10 protein-coding genes are annotated in these 12,669 nt (G+C 61.6%); 6 read left to right on the top strand and 4 right to left on the bottom strand.

Annotation, left to right across the window (positions count from 1 at the left end; all coding sequences use genetic code 11):
• Positions 1 to 24 precede the first annotated feature (24 nt).
• A complete protein-coding gene (locus tag RAE09_RS06625) occupies positions 25 to 708 on the top strand; it encodes a DUF2334 domain-containing protein (RefSeq protein ID WP_316981276.1) in 684 nt (227 codons plus the stop codon).
• 202 nt (positions 709 to 910) lie between these two features.
• Here the strand turns inward: RAE09_RS06625 and RAE09_RS06630 are convergent, their stop codons facing one another.
• Positions 911 to 3,676, bottom strand: coding sequence for an ExeM/NucH family extracellular endonuclease (locus RAE09_RS06630; RefSeq protein ID WP_316981277.1), 2,766 nt, complete (start codon positions 3,674 to 3,676; stop codon positions 911 to 913).
• Between the two features lie 232 nt (positions 3,677 to 3,908).
• Between RAE09_RS06630 and purS the strand changes: the two genes are divergently transcribed.
• From purS to trhA, 4 genes are all read left to right on the top strand, one after another.
• A complete protein-coding gene (gene purS, locus RAE09_RS06635; protein WP_005330015.1) occupies positions 3,909 to 4,151 on the top strand; it encodes a phosphoribosylformylglycinamidine synthase subunit PurS in 243 nt (80 codons plus the stop codon).
• Positions 4,152 to 4,835 carry a phosphoribosylformylglycinamidine synthase subunit PurQ gene (gene purQ, locus RAE09_RS06640; protein WP_005325791.1) on the top strand — a complete coding sequence of 228 codons (684 nt, stop codon included), beginning with the start codon at positions 4,152 to 4,154 and terminating at the stop codon, positions 4,833 to 4,835. It abuts the gene before it with no gap.
• Positions 4,836 to 4,848: 13 nt separating this feature from the next.
• Complete coding sequence (gene purL / locus RAE09_RS06645; RefSeq protein ID WP_316981278.1) at positions 4,849 to 7,158, top strand: phosphoribosylformylglycinamidine synthase subunit PurL; 2,310 nt, start codon at positions 4,849 to 4,851, stop codon at positions 7,156 to 7,158.
• A gap of 272 nt (positions 7,159 to 7,430) precedes the next feature.
• The gene (gene trhA / locus RAE09_RS06650; protein ID WP_284767189.1) at positions 7,431 to 8,081 is read left to right on the top strand and encodes a PAQR family membrane homeostasis protein TrhA; all 651 of its coding nucleotides are present in this window, start codon (positions 7,431 to 7,433) and stop codon (positions 8,079 to 8,081) included.
• Between the two features lie 141 nt (positions 8,082 to 8,222).
• Here trhA and RAE09_RS06655 read toward each other — a convergent pair whose 3' ends face one another.
• A complete protein-coding gene (locus RAE09_RS06655) occupies positions 8,223 to 9,209 on the bottom strand; it encodes an SLAC1 family transporter (protein WP_316981279.1) in 987 nt (328 codons plus the stop codon).
• A 181-nt stretch (positions 9,210 to 9,390) separates the two neighbouring features.
• Between RAE09_RS06655 and RAE09_RS06660 the strand changes: the two genes are divergently transcribed.
• Positions 9,391 to 10,299, top strand: coding sequence for a LysR family transcriptional regulator (locus RAE09_RS06660; RefSeq protein WP_040425420.1), 909 nt, complete (start codon positions 9,391 to 9,393; stop codon positions 10,297 to 10,299).
• A 56-nt stretch (positions 10,300 to 10,355) separates the two neighbouring features.
• Here RAE09_RS06660 and RAE09_RS06665 read toward each other — a convergent pair whose 3' ends face one another.
• Positions 10,356 to 11,519: an asparaginase gene (locus RAE09_RS06665; RefSeq protein WP_316981280.1), complete on the bottom strand. Its 1,164-nt coding sequence runs from the start codon at positions 11,517 to 11,519 to the stop codon at positions 10,356 to 10,358.
• 136 nt (positions 11,520 to 11,655) lie between these two features.
• Positions 11,656 to 12,666 carry an acyl-CoA thioesterase gene (locus RAE09_RS06670; RefSeq protein ID WP_179386951.1) on the bottom strand — a complete coding sequence of 337 codons (1,011 nt, stop codon included), beginning with the start codon at positions 12,664 to 12,666 and terminating at the stop codon, positions 11,656 to 11,658.
• Positions 12,667 to 12,669: the final 3 nt, after the last annotated feature.

Genomic DNA, 12,669 nt, shown 5'->3' on the forward strand with positions numbered 1-12,669 from the left:
AATTCCTGTGCGATAATTTTCCTTATGAATGGCCACCTTCTGGTATCTATCTCCAGCATCTTTGATGACACACGGAAGCAGGCTAGCCGGCTCCTCTCGATCCTTGATCGAGAGGAGATTCCTGTTTCCCTGCTGATTGCCCCGCATATCGACGGCAACTGGCACCTCGCCAAAGACAAAGACACCAAGAAGTGGCTGCAAGACCAAGCCGATGCCGGCCGCGTTCTTATCCTGAACGGTTTTGATCGTTCAGTGCAGGGCCGCCGCGCGGAATTCGCCAACCTCGATTCGCACGAGGCGAAGCTACGCCTGGCCGGGGCCACCCGCCAGATGGCCAAGATCGGCTTCGAGCCCACCATCTTTGCTCCCCCTCGCTGGCGCATGTCGCCCGGTACCTTGCAGGTCTTGCCGCAGTTCAAGTTTGAGGTAGCCGCCTCCACCCGCGGCATTCTCCAGATCAATTCCGGTAAGTTCCACCAGGCCCGCAACCTTTCTTTTGGTGAGGGCTTTGGCTCCGCCAAGTGGTGGCGCAAAAACATTATTCGCGCTGCTGAGCGCTCCGCCCAGCGTGGCAATACGGTCCGCCTTTCGGTTTCCGGCCGCAACCTGGATGACCGCAAAGTAATCAATGACTTCGTCAAAGCCGCAGACCGTGCTATCAATGCGGGGGCGATCCCTGCCGATTACGGAACATATCTTCCAAACTAAGCTGGACTTTACTCATTAAGCGGCAGTGTTTAGGGGAGGATTTCCTCTGGCACATACTGTTTTCACAACTTTCGTCCATCTAAAGCGCCAAAACTGTCGACGGTGGTGGCGATATATATGGACGAAATCGTTGAAATCACAAGATAAACCCCGCTTGCTTGGCATCTATCCAAAAGCGAGCGGGGTCTTCGTTCGTGCGCGGTTAGCGCTGCAAGCTAGTGATGAAGTTCTTCACTTCCTTTGGCAGCATGACCCAGATGGGGGCCGGGATGGCCTTGTAGAGGTTTCCGGTCACGGCGAGGAAACCAGGGATGGCGACAAGGCCGACGATGGCCGCGATGGCGGCGGCGATGCCTGCGCCGACGGAGCTGGTGCTGGAGCTAGAGCCGGTGGCAGGCTTACCTGGCTTTTCCGCAGGCTTTGCTGATGGCTTGTCCTCTGGCTTATCGGAAGGCTTGTCCTCCGCATCATCCGCAGGATCGTCTGGCTGGCCGGTGGAGTCGTCCGCGCCGAGGGTGAAGCCGACCTTGACCGGGTCGTGGTCGGAGGCGCGGAATGGGGAGTCATCGTAGAAGTCCACGATGTTGTAGTTGCGGCGGGAATACTCGAAGGCGACGGGTTCGTCGGCGTTGATGTTCCACACTTGGGCGTCGTCAAGCGTGCCGGTGGCAACCTTATTGGCCAGCACGTGGTCGAGGGTGCCAAGCAGGCCGGAGAACTGGTAGGAAGGGTCAGCCTCGTACTTTTCGGCAGGGACGGTGAAGCCATCGTTGCGGAAGACATCGAGCGCGGTCTCGTGGGTGTAGGTATTGAAATCACCCAGGGCGAAAAGCGGCTTGTCCTTCCAGTCTTCCTGCTTGTGGAGGGCATCGAGGACGGCCTGGGCCTGTGCGTTGCGGACGTTCGGGTTATTGCCCTGGCCGTCGCCGGAGTCGGCGTCGCCCTTGGCCACCGAGCCCTTGGACTTGAAGTGGTTGGCCACGGCAACGAAGGATTCCTCGCCCTCCTTCAGCGGTTGGAATTCTTGGGCGAGCGGTTCGCGGGCGGTGCCGGTGAAGCGATCATCCTGGAAGATGCGGGATTCGCCGACGGGCTTGACCACATCCTTGTGGTAGATGAACGCGGTACGGATGACATCCGGGGAGCTCGGTACGGCGTCCTGGGAAGGCGAGGGGACAAAGGCCCACTTCTCTGAGCCGGCGGCCTCGTTGAGCTTTTCCGTCAGGTGCTTGAGCGCCTTATCGCGCTGGGCGAAGTCACCGGTAACGGCGTAGCCATCTTCGATTTCGGAAAGGCCGATGACGTCGGCATCGAGGCCGTTGATGGCGGCGACAATCTTGCGCTCCTGGTCTTCCAGCGCGGATTGGGTATAGGCGCCGCGGGTCTTACCGCGATTGACGGTGACCTTATTGCCCTCGCGGTCGGTGTAGGCGCTGCCGCCGAATTCCTCGCCCAGGGAGGTGAAGTAGTTCAGCACGTTGAAGGCGCCGATGGTGTACTCGCCCTTGACGTCATCGATGGCGTGGAGCTCGGCCGCGCGGGAATCCTCCCAAGAGATGGGCAGGTCTGCCCCCTTGGTGTTGCCGGTGACCGGGGTGGTGGGCTGGAAGCGCCACTGCTCATGAGAGAAGCCCACGATGACGGGGTGCTGGAAGGACACGGTATCGGTGGTGCGCAGGGACTTGATGGTCTGGGCATCATCCTGGGCGATGTACGGCAGCGGGGTATTCTGGTCGGTCTTGAGATAGTCGCGGGTGCGGCCATCGTCCAGGGTGACCAGCTTATCGGCGTTGTCCTTGGTGAGCTTCTGGATATCGGAGTTGGGATCCGTGGAGGGGGAGAAGACATCGGAAGGCTGACGGAGGGCTTCCTTGCCGGGGGCGAGTCCGACCTCGCCGTACTGGTTGAGCGAGTAGTTATTGGTCACGGTGTGCTCGCCTGGCTGGATGAGCATGTGTTCGAAGGGCTCGCGGGCCTCGTTGCCATCGGGAAGCTGATCCACCTTGAGTGGGGTGACCTTCTCCAGCGGGGTTTCGAGCTGCGTGACCGTGGAGGCGGTGAGCTGGGTGGAGCCATAGAACTCGGAGACTTTGCCGGTGACCTCGACGGAATCTTCCAGGGCTGGGTACTGGTCGGCCGGCTTATCACCCATGTAGACAAAGATGGCCTGGGAGGCGTCGGTGGACTCGGCGCCGGTGCCACCAGTCTGGATGGTAAAGCCATTAAGGCCGCCTTCGGACCACACGCCGGTGACGACGCCCTCGGTGGCCACGGTCTGGTCCTTGAGCGGGGATTCGGCGCCGGTGCCCTGGATATCCGCGATGGCGGTGACGCCCTCGGGAGTAGGCTGCTCGGGCTCTGCCGGCTCCTCTGGCTGCGGGGCGGGGGCCTCGTTGCCGGAGTTGGTCGGGGTAGGGGCGCCGGTGGTGAAGTCGGCGGCGTTGTCATCGGTATCGGTGCCCTCAGCATCGCGGGAGGCGGACTTGGCATTGGACAGGCCCGCGGCGGCGGTGCCTTCCTTGAGGGAAGCGGCGCCGTAGCCGATGGCATCGATGGGGGTACCGGTGGCGTCGGCAAGCTGCACGGAGCCCTTGGAACCGGACATGTTGAGGTTGCCCTCGGCGTCTGGGGCAGGCAGGGCCTCGCCCGCGCCATTGCCGGCCGCGCCCTGCACCAGGAAGTAGCCGTGCGGCGCGATCGTGCCGGAAAGCTTCACCTTGCCACCGGTATTGCCGGAGGCGGAGAAGTACTCCACGGTGTAGCCGGTCAGGTCAATCGGGGCATCGGTGGGGTTATAGAGCTCGATGAAGTCATGGGTGAAGGCAGCGCCCTTATTGCCGCCTCCCCCGTAGACCTCGGAGATGACTGCGGCGGAGCCATCGGTGGCGGCCGTGGCGGTAGGAACGGCAAGGGCGGCAGAAGACAAGGCGGTGGCAAGTGCCAGCGCGCCCAGGCGGCGAGAAGACATAGATTCAACCTTAAAAAGAGAGCGACAGTGTGCGTTGTCTATTAGTAGAGCGCCGCGCCGGGCAAGGTTGGAAAGCACGCCGAAGTTTGCCAGAGCGTCGTTTGGGGTTCACGTAGAGTTTGCTCAACCGGGGTGAAACCCACACTGCGGGGGTGAGTCTAGGTAAAAGGCGGGGGTGCCAACTAAACTAAGCCGCGCAGACCAAAGCCCCATACAGTAAGGCAAATATTTCATGGCTCGTGTAGTTGTCAATGTCATGCCCAAGGCGGAGATTCTGGATCCGCAGGGCCAAGCCGTCGTCCGCGCGCTGGGTCGCATCGGGGTATCCGGTGTCAGCGATGTGCGCCAGGGAAAGCGCTTCGAGCTCGAGGTCGATGACTCCGTTACCGCAGAGGACATGGAGAAGGTAGCCGCCACGCTGCTGGCCAATACCGTCATCGAGGACTACGAGGTTGTTGGGCTGGAGGTCAAGTAAGTGACCGCCACAATCGGAGTAATCACTTTCCCCGGAACCCTGGATGATGTGGATGCCGCTCGCGCTGCCCGCACCGCCGGCGCAGAGGTGAAAAGCCTCTGGCACGCAGATACCGATCTGCACGGCGTGGATGCGGTAGTAGTGCCGGGCGGTTTTTCTTATGGCGACTACCTGCGCTCGGGCGCGATTTCCGCGCTCGCGCCGGTGATGCAGTCCGTTATCGATCGTGCGAAGCAGGGCATGCCGGTGCTCGGCATCTGCAATGGCTTCCAGATCCTTACCGAGGCCGGCCTGCTGCCAGGCGCGCTGACCCGCAATAAGGGCCTGCATTTCCACTGCACCGATACCTACCTCGAGGTGGCCAATTCCACCACCGCATGGACCAGCGAGTTTGAGCAGGGCCAGAAGATCCTGGTGCCGGCCAAGCACGGCGAGGGCCGCTTCCAGGCCGGCGATGATGACATCGCCCGCATCGAGGGCGAGGGCCGCGTGGTCTTCCGCTATACCGATAATTACAACGGTTCCGTCAACGGCATTGCTGGTGTGAGCGATGAGTCCGGCCGCATCGTCGGCCTTATGCCGCACCCCGAGCACGCCATTGACACGCTAACCGGCCCATCCACCGACGGACTGGGACTTTTCGTATCCGCCATCAAGGCCGTCGCCCAGGCGCCGGCGGTTTAAGGAGGCCACTTTCATGACCGTTCATAATGACACCGTAGAAAAGGCGCAGTCCACCCCGGACGAGCAGCAGCCCTACGCGGAACTCGGCCTGAAGGACGACGAGTACCAGCGCATCCACGATATCCTGGGCCGCCGCCCCACCGATGCGGAGCTGACCATGTACTCCGTTATGTGGTCCGAGCACTGCTCCTATAAGTCTTCCAAGACGCACCTGCGTTACTTTGGTGAGACCATGACCGAGGAGATGGGGGAGAAGATCCTCGCCGGCATTGGTGAGAACGCCGGCGTGGTGGATATCGGAGACGGCAACGCGGTGACCTTCCGCGTGGAGTCCCACAACCACCCCTCCTACGTGGAGCCTTACCAGGGTGCGGCCACCGGCGTGGGCGGCATCGTCCGCGACATCATGGCCATGGGCGCTCGCCCAATCGCCGTGATGGACCAGCTGCGCTTTGGGCCTGCCGACGCCCCCGACACCAAGCGCGTCCTTCCCGGCGTGGTCTCCGGCATCGGCGGCTACGGCAACTCCCTGGGTCTGCCCAATATTGGCGGCGAGACCGTCTTTGATGAGACCTATGCCGGTAACCCACTGGTCAACGCGCTGTGCGTGGGCACCCTCAAGGTCGATGACCTGAAGCTAGCCTTTGCGTCCGGCAAGGGTAATAAGGTCATGCTCTTCGGCTCCCGAACTGGTCTGGACGGCATCGGCGGCGTATCCGTGCTGGCCTCCGATACCTTCGAGGACGGCGCTGAGCGCAAGCTGCCGGCCGTGCAGGTGGGCGACCCCTTCGCAGAGAAGGTCCTCATCGAGTGCTGCCTGGACCTCTACCACGCCGGCGTGGTCGTAGGAATCCAGGACTTGGGCGGCGCGGGTCTGGCCTGCGCCACCTCGGAGCTTGCTGCCTCCGGCGATGGCGGCATGGAAGTCAACCTCGATAATGTACCGCTGCGCGCGAAGGACATGACCGCGGCCGAGATCCTCGCCTCCGAGTCCCAGGAGCGCATGTGCGCCGTTGTGGCTCCGGAGAACGTGGCGAAGTTCCGCGAAATCTGCGAGCACTGGGACGTCACCTGTGCTGAGATTGGTGAGGTCACCGAGGGTAACCACCTGGTCATCCGCCACCAGGGCGAGGTCGTCGTGGATGCCCCGGCCGGCACCATTGCGGATGAGGCTCCGGAGTATGACCGTCCGTATGCCCGCCCGGAGTGGCAGGACGAGCTGCAGAAGTACCAGGGCACCGACAAGCGCGGCCTGGTTGAGTCCCTGCAGAAGCTCGTGTCCTCCCCGGCGCTGTGCTCGCGCGATTTCATCATGAACCAGTATGACCGCTACGTGCGCGGCAATACCGTCCAGTCCCACCATGCGGATGCCGGCGTGCTGCGCATCGATGAGGAGACCGGCCGCGGCGTGGCCGTTTCTGCCGATGCGTCCGGCCGCTACACCAAGCTGGATCCGAACATGGGCGCCCGCCTCGCGCTGGCGGAGGCCTACCGCAACGTCGCCGTCACCGGTGCCAAGCCCGTCGCTATCACCAACTGCCTGAACTACGGCTCCCCGGAAAACCCCGACGTTATGTGGCAGTTCCGCGAGTCTGTGCATGGGCTTGCCGACGCCGCCGTGGAGCTGTCCATCCCCGTCTCCGGCGGCAACGTCTCCTTCTACAACCAGACCGGCGAAGAGCCCATCCTGCCTACCCCGGTGGTGGGTGTGCTGGGCGTTATCGATGACGTGCACAAGGCCATCGGCAACGAGCTCGGCACCGTAGGCGAGAAGGAAGTACTTATCGCCCTAGGTGAGACTAAGGACGAGTTCGGTGGCTCCATCTGGCAGCAGGTGAGCGCCGATACCTCCGAGGCTTCCTCCCTCAATGGCCTGCCGCCACAGGTGGACATGGCCAACGAGAAGCGCCTGGCCGAGTTCTTCCACGGCAATGAGCTGCTCACCGCGGCGCATGATATCTCCGAGGGCGGCCTTGCCGTTACCGCCTTTGAGATGGCAAAGCGCGCCGGTGCTACTGCCGACGGCGCCGGCCTCGGCCTCAACCTAGACCTCACCGCGGTCCACGAGGACGAGTTCGTCGCCGCCTTCTCCGAGTCCGCCTCCCGCGTGCTCGTGGCCACCACCGCCGACCGCGCCGATCAGGTCCTCGCCCGCGCCGGCGAGCTGGGCATTCCTGCCGCCATCGTTGGCGAGACCACCGAAACCGGCGCCCTTACCCTCGGCGGCGAGTCCGTCGCCATCTCCCAGCTGGTCTCCGCCTGGTCCGCCACCCTGCCGGACCTCTTCGACCACGCGGTGGGCGCTAACTCCGTGGTGGAGTAAACCGCTCTCCATTCCTCGTCGCTCGAAGGCGCGGATACGCGAAAAGCCCAGCTTCGGCTGGGTTTTTCTTGTTTTGTTCCATTAATCCACCGCTGCAACCGCAGCGTTCGTCGAGCGTTACGTAACGAGGCCCTTGAAGGCCTCTGCCTATGCCCGTACACTTACGGTATCGTAAGTTATCCGTTGTGGGTCAGTGGAAGGGACGTACCGCCGTGGCACAGATTCATGCGAATAGCGCGCCGGGGCCGGGCCTTGTCCAGCGCACTTATTGGATGGCCGATCGAGGGCCAAGGCCGCTAAGCCGTGGCTGGGGACATGCGATTGCAGCATTGCTGTCGGTGATTGCCTCCACCGTGCTCATTACCTATGCGTGGATGACGCTGCAGTGGTGGCAGGGGCTTGGTGTAACTGTTTACGGAGTGGGGCTGGTCGGGCTTTTCGGCGTCTCGGCGCTCTACCACCGCTACCCCTGGGCTAGTGCGCGTGCCGTGCAGTGGTGGCGGCGAGCGGACCACGCGACCATCTCGGTGTTTATTGCCGCGACATATACGCCGCTGTGCCTCATCGTGTTATCGCCGGTACAGGCGGCATGGATGCTAGGCGTTGCCTGGGGTGGGGCCATTTTGGGTGCGGTGCTCAACTTGGTGTGGATTAACCACCCGCGCTGGTTGGACGTGATGGTCTACCTAGCGCTGGGCTGGCTGGTGCTGCCGCTTCTCCCCACGCTGTGGACGCAGGCGGGGGCCGCTGTGGTCTGGCTGCTCTTTGCCGGCGGCGTGGTGTACTCGCTAGGCGCGCTGGTCTATGGCTTTAAGTGGCCAGGGCGCAACGCGCGTTACTACGGCTACCACGAGCACTTCCACACCGCGACCATCGCGGCTGCGGTGGTACACCTCGTGGCGGTGTGGATGGTCGTCGTCTAGGGGTAGGGCGACATTAGCAGGTCTATCTCCTCCACCCAGGAATTGCCGGACTGTCTGTAAACTCCTTTTTAAGTGTAAGGGGGTACACATGCTGACGCCGCTACGGTGGGTATTCACCTAGGAGTCATGAGACTCGAAAACTCAACGTGCTTTTGCCCAGCCGATCACGGCTGCGCCGATAGTAGCCCACATGACGTGGACAAGAAGTAGCACTAGAAGCGCGGCGCTGATGGTATCCATCCAGCCCATTCCCAACGTCAGTGCTGCAGGTTGGGTGGACAAAGTATGAGTGCCAAGACAGCAGGTACCTACGGGAAATGTGCTAGCCCACCACGTGGGGTTATAAGACATGGGGGTGCTTCCTAGGGCCGCTCCCCAGTGCTTGCTGATGGCGTAAATGGCCAGCGGGATGCCAAGTCCGAGCATCGCTACACCGTAGACCATTGCGCGGAAGTGCCATTGTTCACCTGCAAGCAATTGTGCTCCCGCGGTAGATTGGCCTACCAGCCCGAGCGGGATCCAAGCAGTAGCAGCGAAGCTGGTAGGAACTTTCGGAATGGTACGCAGGTAAACGAAGGCGAATGTAGGCACTCCTGTAAGCCATGCCAATGCAAAACTGATTACGCCGATGCTGTGGACTATCGATCCCCACTCGCCGGCGTGCGGTGCCAACTGAGCTGAGGAGGTAGCCGCAACCATGGGGGCGACCAGCGGTAGTCCCCAGGTGAAAGCGGGGGCTGACGGGCGATCGCAAATGAGAAACATGAGAAAACGGATGCACGTCACCGCGCCGAGAACCGTTCCTATTGCCCAGCACAAGGTATGAACCGACCAGGCATCATATATGAGGGAGTAGGCGCTACCCAAAGAAAGTATGCCCATAGATACCATGCCCCAAGCGGGCATGTCAGCGGCGTAAAATCCCGGATTGTGGTGCTTTAGAAACCCAAATACGAGCGATATAGCAAGAATAGTTGCAGCCCCAAGCATGGCTTTCGAGGGGGCCGGGCCTAATAGGGGAGTTACGTGTACGTCGATAAGAGTAGAAGAGATTCCGAGGCCCATAACGGCCCCGGCCCAGCCTGGGCCGAGCGGGGGAAGGTCTATCTCGTTCTGAATTTTTAACATGCGCTTGAGGCTATGCTTTACGGCAGAATTGCGGGAGGGCGTTCATTCTGGTCGGGGTTACAATGAAAATATGTACCCCTCGCGAATCGGTAGTAGTGATGACTTTTTACCAGTTCGGCGCGGATTTGTCCCCGATGCCCAGACAGTCGACGCCGTACTTGCTGTGGCACGGTATGGGGGTATGAATCAGGCCGCCATACACCTGAATGTCTCCCAACAGTCGGTGAGTAATCGCATTGCCAATTTTGAAAGGCATCTAAATCAACGCATTTTTTGGCGTGGAGCTGCGGGTAGTTTTACTACGGAAGTCGGCTCCCAGGTTGTCCGGGTACTCGAGGTGCTAGAGGAGGCCTTGAACGACTGCGCGCGTGGTCTTGAGAGAGCCATCGGTGAAGACGTCACCGAGGAAATTAAATTGGTGGTCTCGCATACAGTCGCCGAGGTAGATTACCCGCGCTGGGCTGCGGCGTTTCAACGTGCTCACCCGAAAACTTTTCTGCGTATGCGCCAGCTCAATAGCCGGGAGGCCCAGCGCCATGTAGTACAGGGATTGGCGGATTTAGCCATTGTGGAAGGTAACTGGGTATCCCATGAACTGCACCAGCGCGTAGCCGGACACGACGAACTCGTTGTTGTCGTCCCTGCAGGGCATTATTGGGCTCGCGCGGATAGCCGAAGTGGATCTGGGGCTCCTACAGTATCCGAACCATTGAAGGGGGTGGCTGCGGTATCTAAAGAGGAGCTGCAGACTACTCCTTTGGTTCTGCGTGAGCAGGGAAGCGGCACGCGGGAGGTAGTAGAGGACATTCTGGGGTCACTCGCTCCTCCTGCAGGAGAATTTGGATCTCTGGGGGCGCAACGCGCTGCTATAGGCGCTTTAGGCGCTCCAGGGGTTATAGCAAGGCGAGCAGTGGAGTCGCAGTTGTCTACCGGCGAGTATGTAGAGGTTCCGGTAGCTGGGATCAAGTTTGACCGGCCCCTACGTGTGGTGTGGAGCTCGCAGAACCGACTCCCAGAGCCGGCTCACCGGTTTCTTCGCTTCCTGGCGGACTATGCGCACGGGGACGAGGTCGAAACTAAGCGTGGCTGATGAAAACTCGTTCATTAATGTTGTGTCTCCACCAGCCGGTACTCCAAGGCGAGTGTTTATTCAGCGTGAGCGAAGAGATCTTCAGCATCGGTGCCGGTCGTAATCGCGGCGGCGAGCAGCATGCGGGCTTGGGGAGCGCGTAAGGTGCCAGAGGAGATAACGCCGGCGTCGGCAAGCGTGGCGCCGCCACCGGCACCGCCGTAGATGCCCTCCACTGGGCCGTGATCCACACGGGTGGTGAGCACAACCGGAACCTTCTTGGCCGCGGCTTTGGCGGCTTGGGCTAGCTCGTCGCCGATATTGCCGGCGCCCATTCCTTCAATCACGATGCCTTCGGCGCCGCTGTCCAAGGAGCGCTGGATAAGGTCGGCCGGCGCGCCGGGGTAGGCGGCGATGATATCGACGCGGGTATTGCCCAGCGGCTTAAACTTCAGGGCCTTCGGGCGCTGAGGCTGCTTCTTGCCGTTGTTATTGGCAAAGCCATCGGCCTTGGCCGTATCGGACTTAAAAGCGCCGCGGGCAGGGATAACGTGATCCGCAAAGGCAATGAAGGTACCGCGGCCCTTGTTGGAAGGGTCGGTTACGGTCTTGACCGCAAGCGCCAAGTTGTCCGGACCATCCGGATCCGGGTCATCAAAGGGGCGCATCGCTCCGGTAAGGGCTACCGGCTTATCGCTGTCCTGGAAGGTATCGACGGCGATGGCGGTCTCTTCCATGGAATCGGTGCCGTGGGTGACCACTACGCCATCGACATCATCGCGCTGTAGTTCCTTATTTACGGCCTCGATGATGGTGTCGGTATCGTCCAAGGTCATCGCAGAAGAATCCAGCTTGGCAATGTCTTTGACCTCTAACGTGAGCTTGTCCTTGTCAAAGGTGCCGGAAAGAGGCTCCACCAGCTTGGAGCCGGTGACGGTGGGAACCACCGCACCTGTCTTATCGTGCGTGCTGGCAATGGTGCCGCCGGTAGAAAGGACCACCACGTGGCCCTCGGCAGTGGCGCGTGGACCCTCGTGTTCCGCTGCAGAGGTTTCGGTAGTTTCTTCCGTGGTTGCAGACGTGGAACTGGCGGCGCTCTGCGGGGCGGAAGACTCGGGTGCGGCGGCCGAAGTCTCCTCTTCCGGGCGGTTATCCGGATTTTGGCAGGACGCCAAGAGGAATGCGGAAGTTATTAAGGCAAGGCCGGCGCGGGCCGAGCGACGCATTGTTGAGGTGTGCATATTCCCTCGTTTCTGTGTGTGGGAGGCGAAAGCGGGCGGCGGGAATCGTCGGCCGCATATACGTCCATCTAAAGCAGAAAGGCGGGGAGCCCGCTGCCACTATGGACTTGCTAACACCGAAACGAGGGGAGAGCAGCTAGTCGATGTGCTGGTTCGATGGCGCTACCACTAGCGGTTTTGGCGAGTACTTGGCGCGCAGCCCGCGCAGGAGGGTGGCGTGCTCGGCCAGGCGCTTGTCTTCCTCGGTGTGCGGGTGGAAGGGGCGGGCTACCTGCGGCTGGCCATCGTGGTCCAGGGCGATATAGGCCACTGTGGCATGGATGGCGGTTTGCAGGTTATCGCGGCCGCCGCGCGGGTTGCCGGAGCGGACGTGGATGGACATCTGCATGGAGCGGGTATCGGTGCGCATCATGCGGGCGTCGACCTCGATGAGGTCACCGATGGAAATAGGGCGGTAGAAGCGGATGCCACCGGCATAGACGGCTACGGTGCGCTCCGCGGACCACTCCATGGTGCAAGCTGCACCGGCCTCATCGATCCACTGCATAGCCGTGCCGCCGTGGACCTTGCCGCCCCAGTTGACGTCGGTGGGCTTGGCCAGGAAGCGGTTGACCATGCGCGGGGCGTCGGAAGGCCCGTCGTAGGTTTGCTTTTCCATCTCCGCCTCGATGGCCTGGCGCAGCTCAATGCGGGACTTGGCGGCCTCCTCAACGCGGCGCTGCTCATCGGTCTCCGGAACGAAGGGCGGCACCGGGGTGGACTTGCCGGTGGCAGGGTCCTTGGCTACGAAGATGACCAGGCAATCGCAGGCGCGGGTAAAAATGCCTTCGCGCGGGTCGGCCGAAAGTACCTCGTTGACGATGTGCATGGAGGAACGCCCGGTCATGGCGATGCGGGAGCGCACCTCCACGATGTGCCCGGAAGGGATCGGCCGGGTGAAGTGGATATGGCCCACGTATGCGGTCACGCAGTACTGGCCGGACCATTGCACGGCGCAGGCATAGGCCGCCTTGTCAATCCATTCCAGAACGCGGCCACCGCTGATGCCGGTGGCGCCGGCCATGGTGACGTCGGTTGGCGATGCCATAAAGCGCAGCGTCAGCGCCGGCGATTTCTGATTTTCCGCAACGGAAGGCGTAGGTGACATAAA

This window comes from Corynebacterium tuberculostearicum (genome assembly GCF_032821615.1).
Taxonomy (GTDB): Bacteria; Actinomycetota; Actinomycetes; order Mycobacteriales; family Mycobacteriaceae; genus Corynebacterium; species Corynebacterium tuberculostearicum_H.